This is a genomic window from Alkalilimnicola ehrlichii (genome assembly GCF_003399765.1).
GTDB lineage: Bacteria > Pseudomonadota > Gammaproteobacteria > Nitrococcales > AK92 > AK92.
Window position 1 is genome coordinate 354888 of record NZ_NFZV01000001.1, and the last position, 25016, is coordinate 379903.

At 58.1% G+C, this 25016-nt stretch carries 23 protein-coding genes, 1 tRNA gene and 2 pseudogenes; 13 read left to right on the plus strand and 13 right to left on the minus strand.

The features are described from left to right. Positions 1–3: 3 nt before the first annotated feature. Positions 4–1158 carry an acyl-CoA dehydrogenase family protein gene (locus CAI21_RS01795; protein WP_116300692.1) on the minus strand — a complete coding sequence of 385 codons (1155 nt, stop codon included), beginning with the start codon at positions 1156–1158 and terminating at the stop codon, positions 4–6. Positions 1159–1184: 26 nt separating this feature from the next. After that, on the minus strand, positions 1185–1979 hold the full coding sequence (locus CAI21_RS01800) for an IclR family transcriptional regulator (protein ID WP_116300693.1): 795 nt from the start codon (positions 1977–1979) through the stop codon (positions 1185–1187). A 400-nt stretch (positions 1980–2379) separates the two neighbouring features. Here CAI21_RS01800 and CAI21_RS01805 point away from each other — a divergent pair, with 400 nt between their 5' ends. The 5 genes from CAI21_RS01805 to CAI21_RS01820 are packed head-to-tail and all read left to right on the plus strand — an operon-like array spanning position 2380 to position 6871. Continuing rightward, entirely contained in the window at positions 2380–2772 is a 393-nt protein-coding gene (locus CAI21_RS01805; protein ID WP_116300820.1) for a 3-hydroxyacyl-CoA dehydrogenase family protein, read from the plus strand. Between the two features lie 16 nt (positions 2773–2788). Next, on the plus strand, positions 2789–3577 hold the full coding sequence (locus CAI21_RS01810) for a thiolase family protein (protein ID WP_258868879.1): 789 nt from the start codon (positions 2789–2791) through the stop codon (positions 3575–3577). Further along, complete coding sequence (locus CAI21_RS24525) at positions 3571–3990, plus strand: hypothetical protein (RefSeq protein ID WP_258867913.1); 420 nt, start codon at positions 3571–3573, stop codon at positions 3988–3990. Before CAI21_RS01810 ends, CAI21_RS24525 begins: the two co-directional genes overlap by 7 nt. Positions 3991–4016: 26 nt before the next feature. Beyond that, the gene (locus CAI21_RS01815) at positions 4017–5186 is read left to right on the plus strand and encodes an acyl-CoA dehydrogenase (RefSeq protein WP_116300694.1); all 1170 of its coding nucleotides are present in this window, start codon (positions 4017–4019) and stop codon (positions 5184–5186) included. Between the two features lie 26 nt (positions 5187–5212). Beyond that, complete coding sequence (locus CAI21_RS01820) at positions 5213–6871, plus strand: electron transfer flavoprotein-ubiquinone oxidoreductase (RefSeq protein ID WP_116300695.1); 1659 nt, start codon at positions 5213–5215, stop codon at positions 6869–6871. 143 nt (positions 6872–7014) lie between these two features. Here CAI21_RS01820 and CAI21_RS01825 read toward each other — a convergent pair whose 3' ends face one another. Genes CAI21_RS01825 through CAI21_RS01835 form a run of 3 tightly spaced genes read right to left on the minus strand, consistent with a single transcriptional unit; the run spans position 7015 to position 8266 of the window. After that, positions 7015–7506: a PaaI family thioesterase gene (locus CAI21_RS01825; protein ID WP_116300696.1), complete on the minus strand. Its 492-nt coding sequence runs from the start codon at positions 7504–7506 to the stop codon at positions 7015–7017. Continuing rightward, positions 7503–7826: a class I SAM-dependent methyltransferase gene (locus tag CAI21_RS25785; RefSeq protein WP_116300697.1), complete on the minus strand. Its 324-nt coding sequence runs from the start codon at positions 7824–7826 to the stop codon at positions 7503–7505. The genes CAI21_RS01825 and CAI21_RS25785 overlap by 4 nt, the downstream gene beginning before the upstream one ends. Continuing rightward, on the minus strand, positions 7718–8266 hold the full coding sequence (locus CAI21_RS01835) for a class I SAM-dependent methyltransferase (RefSeq protein ID WP_181919214.1): 549 nt from the start codon (positions 8264–8266) through the stop codon (positions 7718–7720). The genes CAI21_RS25785 and CAI21_RS01835 overlap by 109 nt, the downstream gene beginning before the upstream one ends. Before the next feature lie 310 nt (positions 8267–8576). Between CAI21_RS01835 and CAI21_RS01840 the strand changes: the two genes are divergently transcribed. From CAI21_RS01840 to CAI21_RS01850, 3 genes are all read left to right on the plus strand, one after another. Further along, a complete protein-coding gene (locus tag CAI21_RS01840; RefSeq protein WP_116300699.1) occupies positions 8577–10367 on the plus strand; it encodes a PHA/PHB synthase family protein in 1791 nt (596 codons plus the stop codon). A 213-nt stretch (positions 10368–10580) separates the two neighbouring features. Further along, complete coding sequence (locus tag CAI21_RS01845) at positions 10581–10811, plus strand: DUF2835 domain-containing protein (protein ID WP_181919215.1); 231 nt, start codon at positions 10581–10583, stop codon at positions 10809–10811. A gap of 239 nt (positions 10812–11050) precedes the next feature. Further along, positions 11051–11902: an HDOD domain-containing protein gene (locus CAI21_RS01850; protein ID WP_116300701.1), complete on the plus strand. Its 852-nt coding sequence runs from the start codon at positions 11051–11053 to the stop codon at positions 11900–11902. A gap of 64 nt (positions 11903–11966) precedes the next feature. On the opposite strand, the gene CAI21_RS01855 is transcribed toward CAI21_RS01850, so the two are convergent. Then, positions 11967–12218, minus strand: a complete 252-nt coding sequence (locus CAI21_RS01855) for a hypothetical protein (protein ID WP_116300702.1) — start codon at positions 12216–12218, stop codon at positions 11967–11969. Positions 12219–12353: 135 nt separating this feature from the next. Between CAI21_RS01855 and purE the strand changes: the two genes are divergently transcribed. From purE to rdgC, 3 genes are all read left to right on the plus strand, one after another. Further along, the gene (gene purE, locus CAI21_RS01860; RefSeq protein WP_116300703.1) at positions 12354–12845 is read left to right on the plus strand and encodes a 5-(carboxyamino)imidazole ribonucleotide mutase; all 492 of its coding nucleotides are present in this window, start codon (positions 12354–12356) and stop codon (positions 12843–12845) included. Beyond that, positions 12842–13978 (plus strand): 5-(carboxyamino)imidazole ribonucleotide synthase, encoded by a 1137-nt coding sequence (locus CAI21_RS01865; protein WP_116300704.1) that lies wholly within the window; start codon positions 12842–12844, stop codon positions 13976–13978. The genes purE and CAI21_RS01865 overlap by 4 nt, the downstream gene beginning before the upstream one ends. A gap of 64 nt (positions 13979–14042) precedes the next feature. Beyond that, a complete protein-coding gene (gene rdgC, locus CAI21_RS01870; RefSeq protein WP_116300705.1) occupies positions 14043–14972 on the plus strand; it encodes a recombination-associated protein RdgC in 930 nt (309 codons plus the stop codon). Between the two features lie 59 nt (positions 14973–15031). Here the strand turns inward: rdgC and CAI21_RS01875 are convergent, their stop codons facing one another. The 5 genes and pseudogenes from CAI21_RS01875 to rtcR form a co-directional block, all read right to left on the minus strand. Next, on the minus strand, positions 15032–16162 hold the full coding sequence (locus tag CAI21_RS01875) for a polysaccharide deacetylase family protein (RefSeq protein ID WP_116300706.1): 1131 nt from the start codon (positions 16160–16162) through the stop codon (positions 15032–15034). A 1-nt stretch (position 16163) separates the two neighbouring features. Next, a complete protein-coding gene (locus CAI21_RS01880) occupies positions 16164–17375 on the minus strand; it encodes a tetratricopeptide repeat protein (RefSeq protein ID WP_116300707.1) in 1212 nt (403 codons plus the stop codon). 163 nt (positions 17376–17538) lie between these two features. Then, positions 17539–18558 carry an RNA 3'-terminal phosphate cyclase gene (gene rtcA, locus CAI21_RS01885; RefSeq protein ID WP_220347721.1) on the minus strand — a complete coding sequence of 340 codons (1020 nt, stop codon included), beginning with the start codon at positions 18556–18558 and terminating at the stop codon, positions 17539–17541. Positions 18559–18563: 5 nt separating this feature from the next. Beyond that, a pseudogene (locus CAI21_RS25455) lies at positions 18564–19645 on the minus strand (RtcB family protein). A gap of 284 nt (positions 19646–19929) precedes the next feature. Then, entirely contained in the window at positions 19930–21540 is a 1611-nt protein-coding gene (gene rtcR / locus CAI21_RS01895; protein ID WP_116300708.1) for an RNA repair transcriptional activator RtcR, read from the minus strand. Between the two features lie 268 nt (positions 21541–21808). Between rtcR and CAI21_RS01900 the strand changes: the two genes are divergently transcribed. Further along, positions 21809–21880: transfer RNA gene (locus CAI21_RS01900), tRNA-OTHER, on the plus strand. Positions 21881–22242: 362 nt separating this feature from the next. After that, the gene (locus CAI21_RS01905) at positions 22243–23391 is read left to right on the plus strand and encodes a slipin family protein (RefSeq protein ID WP_116300709.1); all 1149 of its coding nucleotides are present in this window, start codon (positions 22243–22245) and stop codon (positions 23389–23391) included. A gap of 77 nt (positions 23392–23468) precedes the next feature. Here the strand turns inward: CAI21_RS01905 and CAI21_RS01910 are convergent, their stop codons facing one another. Next, a complete protein-coding gene (locus tag CAI21_RS01910; protein ID WP_116300710.1) occupies positions 23469–24161 on the minus strand; it encodes a class D beta-lactamase in 693 nt (230 codons plus the stop codon). A 295-nt stretch (positions 24162–24456) separates the two neighbouring features. Continuing rightward, positions 24457–24861: pseudogene (locus tag CAI21_RS01915) on the minus strand (class IV adenylate cyclase); the annotation flags it as partial. Between the last annotated feature and the right edge of the window lie 155 nt (positions 24862–25016).

Here is a 25016-nt window from a genome sequence, read left to right on the forward strand (position 1 = left end):
ATCTTAGGACTGAGCTTCCCGAACCATACCGCGTGCCACCACGATCTGCTGGATCTGGGTGGTGCCCTCGTAGAGACGGAACAGGCGGACGTCGCGGTAGAAACGCTCCACCGCATATTCTTGGATGTAGCCCGAGCCGCCGTGGATTTGTACCGCCCGGTCCGCCACCTTGCCCACCATCTCGGCGCAGAACAGCTTGCAGCAAGAGGCTAAGGTGCTGACGTTCTCGCCGGCGTCTTTACGCCGCGCCGCGTCGAGAACCATGGAGCGACCGGCATAGGCTTCGGCTTTGCTGTCGGCCAGCATGGCTTGTACCAACTGATGCTCGGCAATCGGCTGGCCGAATTGCTTCCGCTCCATGGCAAAGTGCAGCGCGTCCTCGATCAGGCGCTCGGCAACGCCGACGCAGACGGCGGAGATGTGCAGGCGGCCGCGGTCGAGGACTTTCATAGCGGTTTTAAAGCCTTGGCCTTCTTTGCCGCCGATGATGTTCTCGGCCGGTACGCGGCAGTTGTCGAAGATGATGTCGCAGGTGTGAGCGCCTTTCTGTCCCATCTTCTTGTCGCGCTTGCCGCGGATCAGCCCCGGCGTATCGCCCTCCACGACGAAGGCTGAAATGCCGCCCGCGCCTTTGTTGTTCGGGTCGGTGCGCGCCATCACCGTGTAGAGACCAGCGTGCGGGCCGTTGGTGATGAAACGCTTGGTGCCGTTGAGGATGTAGTGATCGCCGTCGCGCTCGGCGCGGGTCTTCAACGAAGCGGCATCGGAACCGGCGTCGGGTTCGGTCAGGCAGAAAGAGCTCAAAATCTCGCCGGTAGCGAGCTTGGGCACGTACTTCTGCTTCTGCTCTTCGGTGCCGTCGATCAGGATGCCTTGGGCGCCGATGCCGTTATTGGTGCCGAAGATGGAGCGGAAAGCCGGCGAGGTTTTGCCGATCTCGAAGGCAACCAGCGCTTCTTCTTCCATGGTTAGGCCAAGCCCGCCGTATTCTTCCGGAATCGACAGGCCGAACAGGCCCATGTCCTTCATTTCTTGTAGGATATCTTCCGGAATGGCGTCGTCTTCGGCCACTTTCTCTTCCGCCGGAACCAAGCGCTCGCGAACGAAGCGGCTGATGGTGTCGACGAGCTGGTTGAGCGTCTCCTGATCTCTGATCACAATGATATCCCCTATCGGTTATTTTCTTACATTCGGCTAAGTGCCGTTTGAACATTGAAAACCAGTTGCTTGAGCCGTGGGCCGAGGTCTTCGTCGAGTCGCTCTTCAGGCAATAGAAAGGACGGCCCGCCGCAGTTGAAGGCGAATACGTCGCCGTTCTCCGTTTGCACCAACGGGACGCCGACGGAGTTAACGTCGCGTTCCCATTCGCCGATGGTTTTCACGTAGCCATACTGCTCGTAATGATCGAGCGAATGCTCGATGCCTTGGCGTACCTGGTTCCATTCGTTGCCGCTGCGTTTCTTGATGTAATCCATCAGGTAATCGCGTTCGCGTTCCGGAATGGCTGCCAGGAAAGCGCGCCCCATTGCCGTTGTCGCGATCGGAATACGGGAGCCGATATCCAGGCGCAGTGTGACCGCTCCGCTGCCGCGGCAGGTTTCCAGGTACACCATGGCCAAGCGCTCGCGGGAGCCCAGCGACACTGCGCAGTCGACCTCGTCGGCTAGCTCTTGCATATAGGGGCGGGCCATTTGCCGAATGCCATAATTCGACAAGGTCGCATACCCCAGTGCGAGCACGCTCGTCCCCAGCTGATAACGCTCTAGCCGCTCGGAGTAGGCAAGATAACCGAGCTTAGTCAGCGTGTACGTCAGCCGCGTAACCGTCGGTTTCGGAAGCCCGGTTCGTTTGGCAATTTCTTGATTGCCTAGAAAGCCGTCGCCTGGACGGAACGCACGCAAGACCTCCAGCCCGCGCGCGAGCGCGGTCACGAACTTGCGATCCTTTGCAGGTGTTTCTTCGTTTTGGAAGTCGTTCATAGTTCACCGCCAGTGGATGCCAGGGTCATGGAAAGACCGTTAAGGCAGGCGTTCTCCATTTGCGAAACTCGATTTCGCAATAGTTGCAAACGACTCTGTCACGACCTATCCTGGGTGTCAAGTTTGCGAAACTTGGTTCTGCACTGCGAAATGTTGCCGTTCTAACCCGCATGGTTGCTGGGTTCGTTAAGTCCGGCGGGGCTTCGTCGGTTGCTGTGTCCGGCACGGTAAGGGCGCATAGGGAGAAGAATATGGCACTCGGTATAGATCGCCGTGACTTCCGTCTCGGAATCGTCAGTAACGGCGCGCTGGGGCGCGGCATTGCTTTATTGCCGGTATCCCGGTCGCATGCGTTAAGGCGCGGTTGCCCGGGCGTTATTGCTTCGACTCGGTGCCGCTGATGAAGGCCGTTGAGCTTATCCCTGGCGGGCGCACCGTTGAGTGGGCGCTGGCCAGACGGCTGGCCCTGGGCGAACGAATAGGCCATTTTGCCGCATCTGCCACTGACACGCCGGGCTTTTTGGTCAACCATGCCGGGCAAGGCTGTGGCACCGAAACGCTGCGGATATTAGGCGAGGGTAGCGCCGGGTCCGATACGGCGGACTGCATTCGCCGCGACAGCGTGGGGTTCCGTATGAGGCCGCCGGCACTGCTCGCTCAAGTCGGATCCGACAACATCTTGCGGATTCTTGTGCGTATGTACGATTTCTCTGGCGATCCCCGCTATCGCCCCAGCCCGTGGCTCAAACGTCGCACCCGCTTGGGTGTGCCGCTGACCACACCGGAACAATAAGCTAAGGAGCCGACTCATGCTGGACGCTTATATATACGATGGATTGCGGACCCCTTTCGGCCGTCATGCCGGTAGCCTCGCTTCGGTACGGCCGGACGATTTGCTCGCGCATGTGATTCGTGCTTTGGTCGAACGCAATTCGTTCGCGCCGGAGCAATACGAAGACGTTATTGCCGGCTGTACCAATCAAGCCGGTGAGGATGCTCGTAACGTTGCGCGCCATGCTGGCCTGCTGTCCGGCCTGCCGCTCGAAGTGGGCGGGCAGACGGTGAACCGTTTATGCGGTAGCGGCCTGGCAGCCATTATCGACGCGGCGCGTTCGGTGACTGCGCGCGAAGGCGAGCTATTCGTCGCCGGCGGTGTCGAAAGCATGAGTCGGGCACCGTTCGTGATGGCGAAGAGCGAAACGGCGTATAGCCGCAACTTCCGCATGTTCGACTCTACCATCGGGGCGCGCTTCCCTAACCCGAAAGTCGAGGCCGAGTTCGGCGACGACACGATGCCGCAGACGGCGGACAACGTAGCGCGCGATTTGGGCATCAGCCGGGAAGAGGCCGATACCTTTGCCGCCGGCTCCCAGGCACGTTTCGAAGCGGCGCGCGAAGCCGGATTCTTCGACGATGAGATTCTGCCTATCGAAGTGCCGCAAGGTCGTAAGAAGCTGCCGCTCGCCGTCGACCGCGACGAGCATCCGCGACCTGGTACCGGTGTCGAGCAGCTAGCTAAGCTGCGCACCTTGTTCGACGGCGGTGTCGTCACTGCGGGCAATGCTTCCGGAGTCAACGACGCGCCGGCGCCTTGTTGATCGGTACCCGTAATGCCGGCGAGCGGGCCGGTGTCGTCCCGCGCGGCCGGATCGTTGCGGCCGCGATTGCCGGCGTGCCGCCGCGGGTCATGGGCTTGGGGCCGGTACCGGCGTCGCAGAAAGCATTGGCTCGGGCCGACCTGAGCCTGGATCAGATGGACATCATCGAGATCAACGAAGCATTCGCCTCGCAGGTGCTCGGCTGCGCCAAGCAACTGGGAATCGCCTTCGACGATCCGCGTTTGAACCCCAACGGCGGTGCGATCGCCGTAGGCCACCCGCTGGGTGCCTCGGGTGCGCGTATTGCCTTGACCGCGCTGCGCGAACTGGAGCGCCGAGGTGGTCAATACGCGTTGGTTTCGATGTGCATTGGCGTAGGCCAAGGCATTGCCGCCGTTATCGAACGGCTCTGAATAAACCCCTTCCCGGAGGATGATCGATGAAAGCCTTTGCATGGGATGACGCGTTGCGCCTTGAGGGGCAGCTCACTGAAGAAGAGCGCATGATTCGCGATACCGCACGCGATTACTGTCAGGACAACCTGATGACGCGGGTTTTGGAAGCTAACCGCCATGAGATCTTCCACCGTGAGATCATGAGCGAAATGGGCGAGCTGGGCCTGCTCGGGCCGACGATTCCCGAGCAATACGGCGGTGCTGGCGTAAACCATGTCTGTTACGGCCTGGTTGCGCGCGAAGTCGAGCGGGTCGACTCCGGCTATCGTTCGGCGATGAGCGTACAGTCGTCATTGGTCATGTTTCCGATCTATACGTTCGGCAACGAAGCCGTGCGCAATAAGTACCTGCCTAAACTGGCCAGCGGCGAATGGGTAGGTTGCTTTGGGTTGACCGAGCCGAATCATGGCTCCGACCCCGGTAGCATGGTGACGCGGGCCGAGAAGGTCGACGGCGGTTATCGCCTGACCGGCGCCAAAACCTGGATTACCAACTCGCCGATCGCCGATGTGCTGGTGGTGTGGGCCAAGCTCGACGGCAAGATCAACGGGTTCGTTCTGGAGCGTGGCATGGAAGGCCTGAAAACGCCGAAAATCGAGGGTAAGTTCTCCCTGCGGGCGTCGATTACCGGCGAAATCGTCATGGACGAGGTGTTTGTTCCTGCCGAGAACCGGTTGGACGTGGAAGGCCTGAAAGGCCCGTTTAGCTGCCTCAATAAAGCCCGCTACGGCATTTCCTGGGGGGCGCTGGGTGCTGCAGAATTTTGTTGGCACGCGGCTCGGCAGTATACTCTCGACCGGCAGCAGTTTGGCCGGCCGTTAGCCGCCAACCAGCTGATTCAGAAAAAGCTCGCCGACATGCAAACGGAAATTGCCCTAGGCTTACAGGGTTGCCTGCGCCTGGGGCGGTTGATGGACGAGGGGGATTGGGCGCCGGAAATGGTGTCCCTGCTCAAACGCAATAACTGCGGCAAAGCCCTCGACATCGCCCGTGTTTCGCGTGACATGCACGGCGGTAACGGGATTGCTGACGAGTACCACGTCATCCGACACGTAATGAACCTGGAAGCGGTGAATACCTACGAGGGTACGCATGACGTGCACGCGCTTATTCTTGGGCGGGCACAAACGGGTATTCCGGCGTTCTCCGCTTGAGAAGACAGGTTAGGAGGTTTTATTAAATGAGTGCAGAGTACGAACGCGAGTCGATGGAATACGACGTGGTCGTCGTAGGCGGCGGCCCCGCCGGTCTCGCCACCGCCATTCGTCTCAAGCAGCTCGCCGCGGAGAAAGAGCAGGAAATCTCCGTTTGTGTGCTGGAAAAAGGCTCTGAAGTGGGTGCCCACATTCTATCGGGCGCCGTGATGGACCCGATCGCGCTCAACGAGTTGATTCCGGACTGGAAGGAAAAAGGTGCGCCGCTGAATGCACCGGTTTCCGAGGACCAGGTCCTGTTCCTCACCGAAAAGAAAGCGATTGCCACGCCCAAGGCGCTGATTCCGCCGAATTTCCATAACCACGGTTGCTATGTCGTCAGCCTCGGCAACGTGTGCCGCTGGTTGGCTGAGCAGGCTGAGGCGCTGGAAGTGGAAATCTACCCCGGCTTCGCCGCCGCGGAAATCCTCTACAACGAGGACGGCTCGGTAAAAGGCGTTGCCACGGGCGACATGGGTCGCGACGTCAATGGCGAGCCGACTGACAACTTCATGCCGGGCATGGAGTTGCATGCCAAGTACACGGTGTTCTCGGAAGGTTCGCGCGGTCATTTGGGTAAACAGCTGATCGGCAAGTTTAACCTGGATGAGGGTAAAGACCCGCAAAGCTATGCCATCGGCATCAAAGAACTGTGGGAAATCGACCCCGAGAAGCACAAGGAAGGTCTGGTAATCCACACCGCCGGTTGGCCCATGGAGCCGGACACCTACGGTGGCGGCTTCCTGTATCACCTGGAAAACAACCAGGTAACGCTTGGATATGTCATCGGGCTCGATTACAAAAACCCGTGGCTGTCGACCTTCGACGAAATGCAGCGCTTCAAGACCCACCCGGCTATCCGGAAGTATCTGGAAGGTGGGCGGCGGATTAGCTACGGCGCGCGGGCAATTACCGCGGGCGGCATCCTGAGCCTGCCGAAGCTGACCTTCCCGGGCGGCGTATTGGTCGGTTGCGATGCCGGCTTCCTCAACGCGTCCCGCATCAAGGGCAGCCACGCCGCGATCAAGACCGGCATGCTGGCCGCCGATGCAGCGTTCGACGCCGTAACGGCCGGCCGTCAGTACGACGAGTTGACGGCCTATCCGGAAGCCTTCGAAGCCTCCTGGCTGTACACCGAGTTGCAGAAATCGCGCAACTTCAAACAGTGGTTCAAGAAGGGCGTCTACGTCGGCTCGTTGATGACCGGCATCGAGCAGTTGGTTTTCCGCGGCAAAATGCCGTGGACGATTCACCGCAAAGAGCCGGATCACGCGCAGCTCAAGCCGGCCAGCGAATGCAAGAAGATCGAGTATCCGAAGCCGGACGGTGAGATTACCTTCGACAAAATGTCCTCGGTGTTCATCTCCAACACCAACCACGAGGAGAACCAGCCGGTTCACCTTACGTTGAAGGACGCTTCGGTACCGGTCGATGTCAACCTCGCCAAGTACGAAGGGCCGGAGAGCCGTTACTGTCCGGCGGGCGTATATGAGTTCGTTCGCGACGACGACGGTTCTAACCCACGGTTGCAGATCAACGCGCAGAACTGTGTGCACTGCAAGACCTGCGATATTAAAGATCCGACCCAAAACATTGTCTGGGTAACGCCGGAAGGCGGCGGCGGGCCGAACTACCCGAATATGTAATTCGGCGCTTAGCAACCCCTGTGGCAAAAGGCCTCGGCATTCCAGAAATGTCGAGGCCTTTTCGTTTCCAGGCGGCATCCTGCTAGATAAACGATGGTATCGATGCGAGTACCGGAGTTTACCGTTTTTGCGGAATAACCGCCTTAGGGGATTTTTACGATCGGCCCATTGCGCATAAAGCTGCTCATACCAACGGCGATGGGGTCTTCCCGGTCGCCGTCATGGGCGGTGCAGCGGACGAAAACAATGCGCTTAGTGACCCGGTAGGCCTCCGCACAGGCATAGATGGCGGCGCCTGCTTTAGCGGGGCGCAAGTAATCGAGCCGTAGATCGAGTGTGGCCACCATGCTAGGCGGGTAAACGGCTAAGCTTGCCGCAGCGCCGCTGGTTTGATCGACCAGGGCGGTGATCGCACCGCTGTGTAAGGCGCCGGTTTCAAGGTTGCCGATCAAGGCCTCTTGATACGGCATCCGCGCGGTGAGTTCACGCCCACGGTAGCCTATCGGCTTGAGCTTAATATAGCGGCCATGCGGGATGGAGCGGAAAAAGACCCTGGCAACCCACAGGCGTAATAAATTGCTGCGACGAAGACGCTTTTGCCACCCTGGAATGGGCGGCGGCTGGGAACTCCTCATTGCTGTGCGCTCGTTGTTGTTATGAGATAAACGTCGAACCGTACACTGCGTCCCTCAAGGCTATAGTCGGGGCGCGAACCGCTGATGGCAGGTGCTTTCAGCGGTCGTTTTACCACGACTCGTTGTTTGGCTGCATGCTGCGCTGCGGCTAAAAGTTCGCTAGGGTCGGCGTCTGCGCCGAGCAAGCGGCGCAAGAGCTGCATTTCTTTCTTTACCTGGGCTCGCGTTCCGCCTTCCGGATACATGGGGTCGAGATATACGACATCGGGCCCGCGTGCGGAGATTGCTGTCGTAGTAAGGTCGTTGAGTCCGTACAGCATAGACTCATCCGCGCCGCCACTGCCGCAAGATCAGCAAGTTCCGCCGCGCGTTGCAAGCCGTCGTCTAGTAAAGCGGTAATGACGGGCGAGCGCTCAACCAAGGTCACGCGCGCGCCTAAGGCTGCGAGTATGAAGGCGTCTTTGCCTAAACCCGCGGTCGCATCCAGTACCTCAAGCGTTCGGTCGCCCTTCAAACCGCAGGCGCGTGCAATAGCTTCTTTCTTCAGGGAGCCCTGGCGGCGGCGATAGCCGAATTTACCGAAGTCGACATAGACCGCGCCGGGTGCATGCGGGCCGGTTAGGCGTAACTGGAGGCGCTTAGGCGTTAGCTCCAGGATCAAGGAGCCCGCTGCGGGGGCAGCGTCCGCAGCGGGCGTCAGGCCGTAGGCTTTGGCTAAGCCGCGGGCTTTCTCTTCCAGCGAGGGGTCCGTCCAGTGCAATGGGCAATTTTCTGAAGAAAAAGAGTTTTTCATGGTGTTCTGATAAGTAACGGATGGCTTGTCGGTCTTTGTTGCCGTGCAGTATGATCGAGAAGAGGCCGTTGCAAATCCTATTGTATCTATCGGTGCATGCGAGCGCCGATGCGTTAGGAGAGGCGATCTTCGCCGGCGGCGGCTTTCGCTACGAGACGTCTTTCGCCAAGGAATAGGCAAAACGCTCGACTCACGACACGTTCAACGCCGCCACAATTAAGGCTGCGCTCGACGGCCGGTTGTGCTGCGGTGCTATTTCAGCTTCGAGGGATAGATAATGTCTGAAAATGTAGCCGTTGACACCAAGACGGTAGAGTCTTCCGAACTGTCTCAAACGTTGGCCGAGATCGCCAGTAAAAGCCAGCAGCTCGTTCAGGACTTCCTCAAGCGTGAGCAGAATGCTCACCATATCTCCGTTCACGACGCCTTGCACATGAGTCAGCTGTTTCAACAGCTGTCTGCTCGTATGATGAGCAATCCCATGGCGCTGATGCAGGCGCAAATGACCTTTTGGCAGGATTATCTGGCGTTGGTCCAGAATGCCACCTTACGCATGCTTGGTGTACGGCCCGAGCCGGTGATCGCGCCGAAAAAGGGCGATAAGCGTTTTCAACATGAGTCGTGGGAAGAAAACCCGGTATTTGACTTTATCAAACAATCCTACCTGCTTGCGGCCGAGTATCTGCATTCGACGGTAAAGAACATCGAAGGCTTGGATCCGAAGCGAGCGCGCCAGGTAGAGTTCTACACCCGGGCGTTCGTCGACGCCATGGCGCCGAGTAATTTCATTCACACCAATCCGGAGGTGCTGCGCGCAACGCTGGAGACGCGCGGCCAGAATCTTCTAAACGGATTGAAGAACCTACTGGACGATTTGTCCCGCGGCAGCGTCAAAATGACCGATCTGGATGCCTTCGAGGTCGGCAAAAATGTGGCGATCTCGCCCGGTGAGGTGATCTACCAGAATGATCTGATTCAGCTTATTCAGTACACGCCAAGCACGGATAAAGTCTATAAGCGGCCGTTACTGTTTATCCCGCCATGGATTAACAAGTTTTACATCGCCGATCTGCAGCCGGAGAACTCGCTGGTTAAGTATATCGTCGACCAAGGTTTTACCTTATTCATGATCTCTTGGAAGGTTCCCAAGAAAGAAGATGCCGAGCGGGGCTATGAGGATTACATGACCGACGGCGTATTCAAGGCCATGGAGGTGGTGCTTGCAGAAACCGGCGAAAAAGATCTGAACGCCATTGGTTATTGCCTCGGCGGTACGCTGCTTGGAAGCGTTCTGGCGTACATGAGTGCCAAGGGCGACGACCGCATTAAGTCCGCCGCCTACTTCACCACCTTGCTGGATTTCTCCGATCCGGGCGATGTCGAGGTCTTTATCGACGAGTTGCAAGTGAAATCGCTCGAAGAGCGGATGAACCGCACCGGTTACCTTGACGGTCGTAATATCGCGGTGACCTTCAATATGCTGCGCGCTAACGACCTTATCTGGCAGTATTTCATCAATAACTACCTGCATGGTAAGGAGCCGTTCCCGTTCGATCTGCTGTACTGGAACTCAGACGCCACTAATATGCCGGCGAAGATGCACAGTTTTTATCTGCGTAACATGTACTTGCGCAATGCCTTGCGGGAGCCGGGCGGCATCACCTTGTTAGGCGAGCCGATCGATCTGCGGAAAATTAAGATTCCTACCTGTTTCGTGTCGACGAAAGAAGACCACATTGCGCCGTGGAAGACGACCTATGAAGGCGTGAATCTACACTCCGGGCCGACCAAGTTTATCCTCGGCGGCTCAGGGCATATTGCCGGTGTTATGAATCCGCCGGCAAAGAAGAAATATTTCTACTGGACTAACGACGGCGGCCGTAAAATTGCCGACCCGGATAAATGGCTGGAAAAGGCCGAGAAATATCCTGGATCTTGGTGGCCGGAGTGGTCGAAATGGGCGGCGGACAAGAGTGGTACCCAAGTGGCGGCGCGTAAGCCGGGAGCGAACAAGTTCAAACCCATTGAGCCGGCACCTGGTTCTTACGTGAAGGAACGTATCGTTTAGGTAAAATTATTGCCGTAAAATCTCGTAAAGTTATAGCGCGCCGTAGGATTCTGCGGCGCGTTTTTTTATAAGCTTTGATATCATGAGAAACTGCGGATAAGCGCTTGCGCTTCTCGCCACGCCGCGTTTCCCAAGCATGAGCGCATGTTTGAGTGTGGGGCTTTGGAGTTGACAGCAGGCATACTGCCTGTAAGCCGTAGTAGTAACGGATCGATGGCAGAGCTACAGACCATACGTTTCTATCTTTCTCTCACCGCCGACGAAATCATGGCCTATTACCGGGGGGATGCTGAGAGTATCGTCGCAACAAGCGACGACGGTCGACGCGTCAGCTTTCCGGCCCGGGTAATACGACCTTTTGTCAGCTATTCCGGCGTCCAAGGATGGTTTTTGCTGCGGTACGATGCCGAGGGGCGTTTTCATAGTATAGAAAAGATTCGTTAGCGAAACAGAGGGGAATCTTTTTTAAACCTTGCGAATAGCGGTCAATCGTCTTGATGCCTGGGTGAAACGGGTAATTGTGCGTCGATTCTACCAATAAGTATGCTTGTATAAGGCAACGCTTCTTAGTCGGTTAATTAAAGCAAGGTGATGAATAAACGGGACCACTAAGGTAAGCTGTTCCGCGAAATGAGGCGCTGGCGGGGGTGGCCGGTGCGCTGTGTCGATTCAACAGAGGCCCCTTGACGGAGCAACCGTCGAAGATTCATTCGAATGAAAATCGCATCCTCCGAAAACTCGATGTTCTGCCCGCCGTGCCGATGGTGGTGCAAGAAATACTCGAGGTTCTGAATAAGCGGGATGCCAGTGTGAGCGATGTCAGCAACGCGCTTGCACGAGATCCCGGCTTGACCGGCCGCTTAGTGGCCGCCTCCAATGCCGCTTTCTTCTCCGGTTTTCGGCCTATTTACACCATCGAAGAAGCGGTGATGCGTTTAGGCCTGAACCGGGTTCGCACCACTGCGCTGGCCGTTTTGATCGGTACCCGCTTTAACCCCCGCCGTTGCCCTCCCTTCAACACCAAATACTATTGGTTCGAAGCGATGAAGGCGGCCGATTGCGCCAACAAGCTGGCGAAGCTGTTGCCGTTGGGGGGCGTCGGGCATGCGGCTTATTTATGCGGTTTACTGCATAACATCGGGCTGCTAGTCAATGCTTACGCCTTTCCGGAACCCATGCAGAAAGTGTTGGAAGCCAAGCTCGATCGGCCGGCTTTGTCTCTGGCAGAGCTTGAGCGTCAGCACCTTGGGTTCGATCATCATCAGTCCGGTGCCGAGTTGTTGCGGCGCTGGCGGATGCCGGCTGCCGTGGTGGCCGCCGTGGAGCATTATCCGGACCCTGAGAGCGCGACAGAATTTAAAATGTTGGTGCGGCTGACGCAGTTCGCAGTTACCTGGGCGCAGTCGAGTTTTCGCGTGCGGCCCTCGACTCGCTTGGCGATTGCCGAAGATAAACTGCGCAGTGTCGGCGAGAGTTGTCAGCGCGAACGCGATCAGATGGAAACGCTAGCCTTTATGCTGTGCTCGGCAGCTTGAGAACAACGGCTTCGGCCTTGTCTCTCGGCAGAAGCAACATGGGAGGAAGGTGGCGCCGTTGCCGTCAGGCTGTGGTGTCGATGAGCGACTTCCGCGGTTGATTTCCGGTCTGGGTCTCTTCGTTAGCGCGTATTACGCCGGCGCCGGGGTGCGCTTGCTCGTCCGCAGCACGGCTGCTCACCGTTTCGGTGTCGTGGTCTTCACTGCGTGGCGTGCGCGCTCCGTGACGTGCCACCGCATGCCCATGCCGTTGTAGGCCTTCGTTAATAGCCTGGAACGCCTGCCAAGCCGGATTGAAGCCGTTGTTTATGTCCATAAGTTCCTCCTTATGTGTTGATTATAGTACAGCTTTTGCGAGCAAGCGTCATTTTCTCCGTGGCTGCGAACTAGGGACAGACCATTTTTCTCCGAAATGCTAAAATCCCCGACTTTTACGGGTATTGGAGGAACGATGGCCGAACAATCGCCGGTGGTAGGCGTGATCATGGGCAGCAAATCGGATTGGGACACCATGCGTCATGCCGCCGAGGTGTTGGAAGAGTTCGGAGTGCCGCACGAGTGCCAGATCGTCTCGGCGCACCGGACGCCCGATCGTATGCAGGCGTATGCGGCGAGCGCTGCCGAGCGTAAGTTGGAAGTCATCATTGCCGGTGCCGGCGGTGCGGCCCATTTACCCGGCATGGTGGCGGCGCAGACGACCGTCCCGGTGCTTGGCGTCCCCGTGCAGAGCAAGGCACTTAACGGGCTCGATTCGCTGCTGTCTATCGTTCAAATGCCGGGTGGGATTCCGGTTGGGACCTTGGCGATCGGCGCGGCAGGAGCGCGCAACGCCGCTTTGCTGGCGATCGCCATTCTGGCCAATCAGCGGCCGGAGCTGCGTCAGCGGTTGGAAGCATTCCGCCTTGCTCAGTCGAACCGTGTGAAAGAGGACACTTTGCCGTGAATCGCGTGATTGCGCCGGGAGCCGTATTGGGTGTGCTGGGCAGTGGGCAGTTAGGTCGCATGTTTGCCATTGCGGCGCGGCGGATGGGTTACCGCGTGCACACCTTCTCGCCGGAGCAGGCGACGCCTACCGGCCAGATTGCCGATAAAGAAGTCGTCGCGGCGTACGAAGATTTGGATGCCGTCGCGGCCTTTGCCAAAGACGTCGATGTGATCACCTTCGAGTTCGAGAACGTGCCGGCCGTCGCTTCTGAGTGCGCGGCGCAGTTCGTGCCCGTCGCCGGCGGCGAGGTGCTGCATACGACGCAGAACCGCTTGCGGGAGAAGACCTTTCTTCGCTTCAAAGGTATCCCAACGGCGCCGTTTGAGGCTATTCGTAGTCTGGCAGAACTGCGAGCGGCGTTAGCGCGGATTGGCGCTCCGGCGGTTTTGAAAACGGCGGGTTTCGGCTACGACGGTAAAGGCCAGGCTGTGATCAAACACGTCGACGATGCACTAGCGGCTTGGCAGGCGATTGGCGAAGTCGAAGCCGTGTTGGAAGGTTTCATCGACTTCGAAGGCGAAGTGTCGGTCGTTGCCGCCCGCGGTTTGAACGGCGATTTCGCCCACTTCGGCGTGGTCGAGAACATTCACCGCAACCACATCCTGGACTTATCGATCCCGGATGCGCAATTGCCTGCCTCGCTCCTGCAGGAAGCGGAGGACATCGCTCGCACGTTATTGGAAGCGTTGGACGTGATCGGGGTGCTGTGCGTCGAGTTCTTCGTTACCCGCGATGGTCGTCTGCTGGTGAATGAGTTGGCACCGCGGCCGCATAATTCCGGCCATTTCACCTTCGATGCCTGTGTATCGAGCCAGTTCGAACAACAAGTACGTGCCGCTTGCGGATTGCCTTTGGGCGGTACCGATTTGTTGCGGCCGGCGGCAATGGTTAATCTGTTGGGCGACGTTTGGGAGCAGGGCGAGCCGAATTGGGCCGCCGCCTGCGCCGAGCCGGCTGTAAAACTACACCTATACGGCAAGGCCGAGCCGCGCCCCGGTAGAAAAATGGGTCATCTGACCGCGTTCGGAGCCGATCGCGACGAGGCGGCCAAGAAAGCGCTGGCTGCGCGCGAGGCGTTGCTAAAGCGCTAGCAGTAGACCGCTGCTAAAAGCGCGAGGGTGTTGCGCACTACTTCTTCTTTTAAAGGTGCCGCTTATGTGGTTCAAGAATCTCTGTCTTTACCGCTTGCAAGAGCCGTTTCATCTGTCCGCCGAAGAACTGGAAGAAGCGCTGGCCGCGCATGCGTTCCAGGCCTGCGGCAAAATGGATATGAGCAGCCAAGGCTGGGTTTCGCCACTAGGGCGGGACGGCGAGGTTCTGGTGTGGGCCGCGGGCGGTTGCTACATGGTTTGCTTACAAGAGGAGAGCAAGCTGCTACCGCCGGCGGTGATCCGCGACACCTTGAGCGAGCGCGTCGCCGAAGTGGAAGAAAAAGAGCAGCGTAAAGTCCGTAAGCGGGAAAAGGACAACATGCGGGAAGAGATCTTCCACGAGTTGCTCCCGCGAGCGTTCTCGCGCTCCAAGCTGACCTATGGCTACATCGATACGCAGGAAGGTTGGCTGGTCATCGACAGCGCTAGCTGGAAGCAAGCGGAGACGTTCAGCGAAATTTTGCGCGAGGCGATCTCTACCTTGCCGATTACGCCGCCGGCCACTCAAAGCGCGCCGCAAAGCGTCATGACGCATTGGCTGGCGCAGGACGATATCCCGCACGATATCGAGCTCGGCGAAGAGGCGGTGTTCGAAGATCCGCAAACCGAAGGCTGCGAGATTCGTTGCAAACGGCAGGATCTTTATGCCGACGAGATCAAGGGGCACATCAAGTCCGGCAAACGTATTCGTCGCTTGGCGGTGACCTGGAACGAGCGCTTGGGGTGCGTGTTGGATGCCGATACCTCGCTTAAGCGTTTGAAGTTTCTCGACATCGTGCAGGAAGAAATGGGCGATCGCGAGATGGAGAGCGCAGCGGAGCGGTTCGATGCCGACTTCAGCTTGATGAGTCTGGAGCTCAAACGCTTCCTGCCGCGCTTGCTCGAATTGTACGGCGGCGAGGAAAAGTCGCCGAACGACCGGCTTGCCGGTTAAGTAAAAAATCTCCGGAGCGAAGCCTTAGCTTCGCTCCGGTTTAGTTTCTTTCCCGCCGATCAAAAACGATCGCAGTCGCGCCATTCGAGCTCCGCTGCGTAAGCGAACTCGATCAAATCCGGTAATACGGATAAGGCCTTGGCCTGGGTGTCGTGGAACAAGATAATCCCCTGCCGGCGCACCAGCATCAGTTTCTTGATGCGTTCCAGCATACTCTCCGAGCCGATCCGTCGGTTCCAGTCCTGCGAGTCGATATTCCACAGCACGAGCGGGTCGGCTGTCGCGTGGACGTGCGATGCGATGGCGGCATTGCGCTGCCCATAGGGAGGGCGGAAAGCAACCGTTTCCTGCTCGGGGAAGAGCTGAAGGATGAGGCGGCGCGTATCGTCGATGGAGGCTTGCCAGTCCGTCCACCGGGGGTGGGCATTATGCGCCATCCCGTGCGAGGCCAGGCAGTGATGCTCATACAGCGATGCAAGTGCTGCGGGCGAGGTCGCCTGCTTGCGCCGTTGGAGGCTTTCGCCGAGCACGAAGAACAATGCCGGGACTTTGTGCTCATTGAGTAGCGCGATATAGCGATCGGTATGACCGCCCGCCGTTGTCGGGCCATCGTCGAAACTGAGCAGGAACTGGCCGTCGTCTAACTCGTCGCCTAGCCATTCCCCGTCGTCGAAGCGCAGAATCTCGCTGCTCGGAGAGGGGAAAAGCGCTGCCAAGCGCCATTGTTCGCGAAAATACGCCGTGTAGAAGGCCTGGCTATGCGTTAACCAAGCTGCATAGTCGGGATGAGTGGCGGCGGTCTCGGCATACGATTGGCCGAACGCGACCAGCTCGTCCCAGCTTGCGCCGGAAAAACCGCAGCTTCTGTCCTGTGACGAGCAAGACGTCGATGCCTGCCGAAAGCCGTCTAGCCACTGCCGACGTGTCGCCTCCAGCCATTGTTCCACCGACGCTTCGTGAAGTCGCCGAATGCCAAGCGCGTCGGCATTCGGGTTGTGTTGAATTAGCGTATCCAGAACAGTGGCGGATACCAGCAGCTCGGCCCGTGAGGCGGCGTCGAAAGCCGTTCGACTCTCAATCGCATGGGGCCATAGCCCGGCTTTTCCCTGGGCGAGGCTCGTTGGGCCGGCCGCATTTGCCGGCCCAACGAACAGCAGCAGGCCCATCAACAACGCTAGACGAATACGCATATTACTCACCGCTCAAGCGTGCGCGCATCCGCTCAATGCCGTTGGTGTAGGCTCTATGCTCGCGTAAATCGAGTGCTTCTTGATAATGCCTGAGGGCGTCTTCCCACGCCGCGTTCGCTTCGTAAATGCGGGCGATATTGAAGTGCGAGCTTGCTTTGATGGTGGCCGCGTTGGCCCCGGAGGCCAGCGCGATGGCTTTTCGGTTGACAAATAAACCTTCCGCGCTTTTCTCTAAGCGCATATAAAGTACACCCAGATTGCTATAGGCCTGAGCGTGATCGGGGTAGTAGTCGATGGCCCTGAGGAAATGTCGCTCGGCTTCTTCCAGATCGCCGGCCTGATAGGCTGTTTCGCCCTGGCGATTGGCGGCGTCCGCTCGCATCTGCTGGGCGCGCTCGATCGTCGGCATGGAGGCGAGAGACGCCTGATCGATATAGCGCTCCATGGCCGAGCCGATTGCCTCCAGGCTGTCGAGGTTTAAGGTAAGGCCGAGGTCGTAGAACTCGCCGTCCTCGCCGATCATGAAAACCCACCATGTGTTGCCAGTCCGGTTGGGGGCGAGGGTGAACGTACGGATAAGGGTTGAACCGACGTAGACATTGACCCGCGCGTTACTGGCCGCCAAGGAGGTGCTTTCGGGCCTCGAAGTCGCGCTGTAATTGTGTACGCCGTACAAATAGCGAACGCCATGCCGACGGTTATGGATGGTGATCGTCTCGGGGCCGTATCCGTCCTGTTGGTCGATATCGAGTTGGGCGTGCTGACCGCGTGGGTTTGCGTAGTTGATGTGACCGCCTGAGCTGAATAGGTGGGCGTCGAGGTCTGCCGGCTCGCTGCCCCATTGCAGGACAATGCGCACGTCTTCCAGCTCCGTAAGAATCGGGCTCATCGCATAGGTCAGGCCGCCGCATGGGCAGTGTGCCACCAGGTTCGAGTACCCCGCCCGCCGAATGATGAGGGTGGCATCGTCGCCGGCCGAGAGCGCCGATGTCGGTATCCGCGCGATGCCGCGGCTATCGGTATAGACCCGCTCCGAGGCGGCGCCAGGCACTTGGGTGATCACTTCGGCGTCCGCAATGACTTCGCCGTCGGTGACGGCACTCAGGACTTGGAGGTAGGAGCTGTGCAGGCGACCTTGTTGAGCATGGGCAAGCGCAAACGGCAGCAGAAGGCAGGCGGCCAATAAAACGCGGAGGGTGACGGTAGCGTTCAACGTGGGACTCTCTTCATTTATTTTTCGAAATGGCCTTTTTAGCGACCACTCTGTGCCGCTGCATCACACGACGTGTGAGTAGAGATAGCTAATATTACTGTACCCGAAACAGGAATCCAGCGCCCGACGGGCGCGCTTTTTCGCAAAGGGGAGGCAAAGCTGCCTACCCCAGTGTCAGTACCTGTTTATTCCCTTGCATTTCGCGAGCGATCCGGTGTCCGGTTAAGCGCTCGATCAGGGCGCTGTTGGTCTGAGCGTGGCTCGACAGCGGGCCGCAAGAGAAGCTTCCGCCGCCGGCGGCTACCATGGGAAGCATGATCTGATCGGCCAAGTGCTCGCAAAGCGCGGCGTCGCCATCCAGGTGGCGGCTCACCCGATGGGCCAGATTCTCGGCCACTCGTTCCGCCCGCAGGCGGTGTTTGCCCAGCTCGGCAAAACACAGCTGGACATTGCGAAACTGTAGCTCGTGGCTGAGCAGGTTACCGGGGCAGGTGGCCTTCGGGTAACGGATGTCATAGGTCGTATCGGCAAGCCGGCACATTTTTCGATAGCTGTGAATTTCTCGCTCGGCCACCTCGTGACGAATATTGCTGAGATAGGCCGTTACCCGGCTATGGACTAGCTCGCCCCTATCCGTAATTTGAATAGGGTGTAGGGGGCCGGGGGAGAGGCTGGCGACCCATTGGCCGCCGCCTGCTGGAAAGTAACCCCAGCGCTCGATGTCAATTTCAAGTTTGGCGCCCATGGCCTTGAGCAGCGGCAAAAAGGCCGCGGTCAGGAAGGTCAGGGGCGGTGCCATGGGATTATGGGTGCCGCCGGTAAAACGGACCTTTGACGCCCCCGAGGCGTTTAGCAATGGCAGAAACACGGTCTGAAATACCAGCGTGGTACTGCCGGCGCTGCCGACATCGAAATGATAATTGCCGGCGGCGACCGCACCCGGCTCGAAGCGGAGCGCCTGCGAGCCAAGTTCGGCGCCGGAAACCTCGGCGTTGCAAATCGCCTGGGCGGCGTTTACGCAAGCTAAGTGTTGACGCATCAAGCCGGGCTTGGAGCGGTTGCGGCGAATGTTCGTGAGGGAGATGCTCAAGCCGTACAGCATCGCCAGCGTCAGGCTGGTGCGGAGGATTTGGCCTCCGCCTTCGCCCTCGCTACCGTCGATTTCTATTGTTCTTATCGGCACGACGGTTACCCTTTCACGCAGACAACTTGCTTAAGTGTGTAGACGATTTCCACCAGATCCTTTTGGGCCGCCATCACCGCGTCGATGTCTTTATAGGCGGCCGGCGTTTCGTCCACCACACCGGCATCTTTGCGACACTCCACGCCTTGGGTGGCCTCGGCATGTTGCTCGACGGATACCCGCTTCTTCGCTTCGGTGCGAGACATGACGCGTCCGGCACCGTGGCTGCACGTGCAGAAGCTTTCTTCGTTACCCAGCCCCTCACAATGAAAGAGCGCGCGCCCATACTGCCGGGGATAATGCCCAATTCGTCCTTTTTCGCGGAAACCGCGCCCTTACGCGTCAGAAGTACGTCTTTGCCGTAGTGGTGTTCGCGGGCAACGTAGTTGTGGTGGCAGTTTACCGCTTGCTCGACGCCGAGTACGCGACGCTCCAGCGTTTTTGCCACGGCATCGAGCGTGCGCTGCATCATGATCTCTCGGTTGATGCGGGCGTAATCTTGGGCCCAAGCGACGGCTTCGACGTAGTCGTTGAAGTGTGCGGTGCCTTCCGACAGGTACGCCAGGTCTTTATCGGGCAGATTGACGAACATACGTTCCATGTCCTTCTTCGCCAGCTCGATAAAGTGAGTGCCGATACGGTTGCCGACGCCGCGCGAGCCGGAATGCAGCATGACCCATACGGACTGGTGTTCGTCCAGGCATAGCTCTATGAAGTGGTTGCCGGTGCCCAGCGTCCCCAGATGATTCGCGTTGTTGGTTTTCTTCAGTACCCGGTGCTTTTCCGCCAGCACGTCGAAGCGTGCCGAGAGTTGCTCCTTCCAGGCATGGGAGACGACCTCGGGCAGGTCATGCCAAGCGCCGCGATCTCTTTTGCCACGGGTGCTGGAACGCCCGTGGGGAACTGCGCGCTCAATCGCAGTGCGCAGCGGGGCGAGGTTATCGGGTAGATCGCGAGCTTTCAGGTCAGTCTTCACCGCCATCATTCCGCAGCCGATATCAACGCCCACCGCTGCCGGAATCACAGCTCCGACGGTGGGGATAACGGAGCCGATAGTAGCCCCTTTGCCAAGGTGAACATCCGGCATCGCCGCGACCCATTGATGGACAAAGGGCAGCGAGGCGATGTTTTTAGTTGTTGCCGGGCCTTATCTTCAAACGGCACCCCGAGCGTCCAGCTCTTGATCGGAACGCCGTTGTCGACGTTGGTCATTTCGTAGTTCATACCGCTCTTTCCTGTCTGTGAATTCTAAACTGGGGATTACACGTATCGTGCCAACGGCTCCGTGTGGCCCTAACGTTTTGATGCGAAAGAGGATGCAGTTTTTCCAGTGCCTAGAGAGTTGTGTCTAAAGCTATCGAAAAAGATACGCTAAACGCTTTTTCGATCGGTCAGCTCTTCGAAGCTTAGGTTGAATTTGGCCAACATCTGTCGGAGACGGTGAGAGTCGTTGGTGGAACGCTTGCGGGTGCGGGAGCGGTTAAACAGCAGGCGTCCGGCGTCGGAGAGGCTGCGGCATTGGGAGCAGACATCGATGATTTTAAGCAGTTGCCATTGGTCCAGCAGATCGATCTCCTGAAGCTCCGCTTCCGGAATATAATCGGCCAGATCGATGTTTGCTTCCGGTCCATGCGTTTGACTTCGGGGCTGCCAGTGACGCTTGAGGCGGCCGATCTCGTCGTTAACGTTTTGCTCGGTGATTCTGCCGCCGTCCGCCAGGGTGCTCATCCGCTGAATCGCTGCATTCAGGTCGCGGAAGTTGCCGCGCCAGGTGGCCTCGGGGCTGAGGGCAAAGTCGAGAAAGCGCTGGCGCGCGGCTTTGTTGAGGCTCACTTTGTGGCCGTGCTGGATTTCCGCTTGCTGTAGTTCGTAATCGAGGTTTGGCTCAATATCCTCGCGACGATCTTTGAGGCCGGGGAGTCGATAAGACCACAGGTTGATGCGGGTCAGTAAGTCTTCCCGAAACTCGCCCCGCTGCACCTGCGTATGAAGGTCGCGATTGGTGCCGGCGATTAGCTGAAAGTCGCTTGCCTGCGGCGTGTCGGAGCCGACCGGATAAAACTGCTTCTCTTCTATGGCGTGCAGCAGCATGGCTTGCTCGTCCAGCCCCAGTTCACCGATTTCGTCGAGAAACAGCAGGCCGCGGTTCGCCTTGGATAGCAACCCTTGGCGGGCGTGCTGGGCGCCGGTGAAGGCGCCTCGGGTGTGGCCGAACAAGGCCGACATGGCGCCATCGCCGCGAATGGTAGCGCAGTTGACGGCGACGAACTCTCCTTCGATGAGCGAGCGTTTTCGCTTGAGTTCATAGATACGCTTGGCGAGCTGGGATTTGCCCGCCCCCGTGGGGCCAGTGATGAGGATCGGTGCCGTAGAGCGGATGGCGACCTTCTCGACCTGCTGGATGAGCTCATTGAAAGCCCGGTTGCGGGTGGCAATTCCGGACTTAAGAAATTCCGTGCCCTCCAGATGCTGGTTTCGGAAGCGGGAGTTGATGAGGTCGTATTTTGATAGATCGAGATCGATGATCTGGTGGTTGCCGGCCGCGCATCTCTCGCCCCGCGTCGGCGAGGTTTGGAGGATTTGCGCCGGTATGTAATTGGCTTCGCAGAGCAAAAACCAGCAGATCTGCGCCACGTGGGAGCCGGTGGTGATATGCAGCAGGTAGCGCTCTTCCTGAGGCTTGAAAGGATAGTTTTCGGCAAAGTCCAGCAGAGTGCTATAGACGTGCTCGAAATCCCAGGCATCGGTAAAGTTGATCTCGGTGAGCTTAACCTCGCTTCCCGGCGATACGGTTTCTATATCGGCGCCGATGTTGTTGGCTAGCCGTTCGTCCCGCCGGTCATGCAGCAACTCCAGCCGATCGACGATCAGATCCTCTTGCATGAAAATGCCTACCGTAGGTCGCCAAGCATCCCACCGTTTAACGCCTTTTCCCTTATTGTCCATGACGGAGCCGAGCAGCCCGATGACGACGGTTTTCATATTATCTATCTCGATAAAAATTATTCTAATTCGATAATTATTATCGAGCTGTTCCTCTTTTGCAATTCCAACGTTTTTTCGTGAATGAGCGTGTGATTTTTTTAAAAACAGAGGGTTAAATTTTTCTGCTGGGCTTTCTGAACAACTTGGCACGTTCATTGATACCTCTCCTGCGACTGCGGGATCGGCCACTACAGGGTTCTGATTCAAACGTCAGACCGGCATCGGTTTCCATGAAACTGGATGTTCCGCCACCCCGCAATCGCCGCGCTTGTTAGCTCAGCGGGTAGAGCAATCAGTACAGACTGATCGGTCGCAGGTTCGACTCCTGCACAAGCTCCTGGGAAGCCGCAAGGCCGGGGTTCGACTCCCCGATAAAAAGCGCAAACGGAGCATTGCTCCAAAACGGTACGAATGCCTGGGCAAGTTTGCCCAGGCCAGTAGTGCCAACGCCGATGGGCAGCGTGTGAGGCCCTGACGCTTTCGGTCCGGATGAGTATGCAGGGTGCGGGGGGCACCCTGCACGCGTTCGGTCTCGTCAACGGTCGCTCGGCGGCCCGTGTTAGCCCGTTTGTTAAAGGGGTAGCGCGGCAACCGACGAGCGGTTGATCGGGACGGCATTCGGCACCCGGAAGGGAATAGCCTCACACCCCCCATTGGCTTTTACTAAGCATTAAGCTGGATAACAGCAGGAGAGTCGCAATGTTGGGGTTTACGAAGAAAATGGTGGTTGCAGATGACGAGCGCGTGTTGCTGTTCAAACACCGTCAGTTCCAGCGGGTTCTGCAGCCTGGATGCCATCGCTTTTTCGATGGATTCAATAGGCTCTCTTTCGACGTGCTTAAGGTTCATCGGGCGGGGGTTGTGCATGAGCAATTGGATCTACTGCTTAAGAAGCCGGCATTTTCCAGCCAGGTAGAGATATACCTCATGCAGGAAAACGAAGTAGGCGTGGTGTATGTGGACGGTAAGCCGCAGCGGGTTCTAGCGCCCGGCTCGCGTTGGGTGACCTGGAAGGACGCCCTGAATGTGGAGGTCCAAAGCTATGCGCTGGAGCAACTGGCTCCGATTAACGAGGTACTGCTAGCCGGGCTGTTGCGCGAAGGCTTGGATAAGGCCGGCGGTCAGTGGTGCATTAACCATGCCCTAGTACCGGACGGCCATATCGGCTTATTGTTCGAGAACGGCAAGCTGAACACGACCCTACAGCCTGGGCGTTACGGTTATTGGGCGTTTAATCGAGACGTTCAGATCCAGATTTTCGACCTCAGGTTGCAGATGGTGGACATCTCCGGGCAGGAAATCCTGACCAAGGATCGAGTGAGCTTACGACTGAATTTAAATGCCGTTTACCAGTATGCCGACGCCGTAAAGGCCGCGGAACAGCTCAGAAACGCGGGCGATTACATCTACAAGCGCTTGCAGCTTGCGTTGCGAGAAGCAGTGGGCACCCGCACTCTGGACGAGTTATTGGCGGATAAGGATGCGATCTCCAACGTGATTCTCAAGGATTGCCGAGACGCCCTAAAGGAATACGGGATCACCTTAGACCGGGTGGGGGTAAAGGACATCATTTTGCCGGGCGAGATGAAGGAGATTTTGAATCAGGTCGTGCAGGCGCAGAAGTGTGCGGAGGCGAATCTGATCAAACGTCGGGAAGAAACAGCGGCCACCCGCTCTTTGAGCAACACCGCGAAGATGATGGAGAAAAACCCGACGCTGCTGCGACTCAAAGAGTTGGAGGCACTGGAAAAAGTGGCCGAGCGGATCGACTGCATCAATGTGTACGGCGGATTGGATACGGTAATGAACGATTTGGTTCGCCTAACGGATAAACGGGTAGCGGGATAGGTACGACTGAAAGAGAGCGGCTGCCGACAGGCAGCTCGCTCTATTAAACGTCCGATTTTTACCGCAAGAGGGTCGTGCTAAGCCTCGGGCATCGCCCCCACGTGACGTAAGATGTCTTTCGTAATCGAAAGTCGGGCGTCGGCGGAGTCTGCGTGTTCCATATCAAGGTTCAGTGCAAAAAAGTACACCTCGCCGTCGCGCTCGACGTAACCGACAAACCATCCCAGTCCAGGCGTCGCAGGATCGCCAAACCCCGCCCATCCCGTTTTGCCGCTGAGGCGGTACTCCGGCGTTTCCTCCAGCACGAAGAGGTCTTTTGCGGTCTTCGTCGTTGCCGGCGATAGGCCTAACTCATCGAAGTAAAAGCGTTGCAAAAAGTCGACCTGGGCATCGGCCGAAACGCGCAGCGCCCCCGTCAACCAAAAGCGATCGATAGCGCCGCTCATATCGCCATTGCCGTACTTAAAGGCGTCCAAGTAGGTTTGCATGTGTTCCGCACCGATACGGCGGGCCAGCTCTTGGTAATACCAAACCACAGAGTTTAAAAACGCGGTTTCAAGCGTATGCTCCTCTAACCACGCGGGTGGCCACCACGCTTGGGGCGGTGCGACGGCGTCATCGCGTTCCAGCGCAAACGCCGGCCCGTTGGCAACGCCTGTCTCCAACGCGATCAAGGTGTTCGGAATCTTGTAGGTCGATGCGGGTAGAAAGGCCGTTTGCGCCCGTTGCGGGTTATGGCGGATGACACGCTGGGCCTGCGGGTCCAGCAAAACAAAGGCTCCGTTCCGGCCTTCAAAAAGGGCGCAAGTTCCGCGGCGTCCGAATCAGCGGGCGCTGCCGCAACGGCGGGCGAGGGCGGCTCAGACGAGCAGGCCGACAAGGAAAGCGAGAACACTAATAATGGCAATAAATGTCGCAGCTGCATTCATCTAACCTGTGGTCGGTTGAGTTTGGATTAATTATTTGCCGAATTATCATAATGTAGAACGTCTTCTTTTGCTTTTGCCCCCAGGAAGAAATCAGCATCGCTTTTATGCGGTGGGTATAAGGGGCGGCCGGTTGGTCTTAAGTTGCTTCGCAGGGCTGAGCCGTCATTAGGTCGACATACGCGCCGGCAATCAAATCCTGCGGCTCGATCGCTAGTTCCGCCATCAAGCGTTGCGCAATCTTCACGCCTTCGGCTTCCGTTTGCGCCGGGGTGAGAACAACCTCCAGTTCGATAAAACGGCCAAGCTCGGCCACCTCGTCTAGATGTATTCTCGTTTGTCCGACGAGAAAAACCGTGCGGCACTTTTTGACGACGGCGCGGACGCCGAGCGCTGCCGCCAGAGCCGCTTTGAGGGAGGCCGGGTCATCGGTCGGCGAGCGAATATAGGTCGAGGTCTTCGGACCCGAGGCGTCGGGGCGGTCGTACTGGATCAACTCGCCCGTACCGTCGCCAAAGGCCCTAAGCTTCAGTCTCCCCTCGGGTACCTGAAAAAAGTGTCTTCCTGCTCAAGCCGCTGCGGCGGGCCGTCCGCGAGCCTCGCCGCTATGTGGGTTTGCCCCTCGAAGTCGCTTGAGCGGGCTTTTATCTCGATATTACGTGCCATCTTCCCTCCGCTAATGCGGTCGGCTCGATCAAC

Coding starts and splice junctions, on each gene's coding strand:
- CAI21_RS01825 (WP_116300696.1), bottom strand. CDS start 7,506: ATGAGGAGTTCCCAGCCGCCGCCCATTCCAGGGTGGCAAAAGCGTCTT.
- CAI21_RS01810 (WP_258868879.1), top strand. CDS start 2,789: ATGCTGGACGCTTATATATACGATGGATTGCGGACCCCTTTCGGCCGT.
- CAI21_RS01875 (WP_116300706.1), bottom strand. CDS start 16,162: ATGCGTATTCGTCTAGCGTTGTTGATGGGCCTGCTGCTGTTCGTTGGG.
- rtcR (WP_116300708.1), bottom strand. CDS start 21,540: ATGAAAACCGTCGTCATCGGGCTGCTCGGCTCCGTCATGGACAATAAG.
- CAI21_RS01800 (WP_116300693.1), bottom strand. CDS start 1,979: ATGAACGACTTCCAAAACGAAGAAACACCTGCAAAGGATCGCAAGTTC.
- CAI21_RS01820 (WP_116300695.1), top strand. CDS start 5,213: ATGAGTGCAGAGTACGAACGCGAGTCGATGGAATACGACGTGGTCGTC.
- CAI21_RS01855 (WP_116300702.1), bottom strand. CDS start 12,218: ATGGACATAAACAACGGCTTCAATCCGGCTTGGCAGGCGTTCCAGGCT.
- CAI21_RS01840 (WP_116300699.1), top strand. CDS start 8,577: ATGTCTGAAAATGTAGCCGTTGACACCAAGACGGTAGAGTCTTCCGAA.
- CAI21_RS01905 (WP_116300709.1), top strand. CDS start 22,243: ATGTTGGGGTTTACGAAGAAAATGGTGGTTGCAGATGACGAGCGCGTG.
- CAI21_RS25785 (WP_116300697.1), bottom strand. CDS start 7,826: ATGCTGTACGGACTCAACGACCTTACTACGACAGCAATCTCCGCACGC.
- CAI21_RS01815 (WP_116300694.1), top strand. CDS start 4,017: ATGAAAGCCTTTGCATGGGATGACGCGTTGCGCCTTGAGGGGCAGCTC.
- rdgC (WP_116300705.1), top strand. CDS start 14,043: ATGTGGTTCAAGAATCTCTGTCTTTACCGCTTGCAAGAGCCGTTTCAT.
- CAI21_RS01845 (WP_181919215.1), top strand. CDS start 10,581: ATGGCAGAGCTACAGACCATACGTTTCTATCTTTCTCTCACCGCCGAC.
- purE (WP_116300703.1), top strand. CDS start 12,354: ATGGCCGAACAATCGCCGGTGGTAGGCGTGATCATGGGCAGCAAATCG.
- CAI21_RS01805 (WP_116300820.1), top strand. CDS start 2,380: ATGAAGGCCGTTGAGCTTATCCCTGGCGGGCGCACCGTTGAGTGGGCG.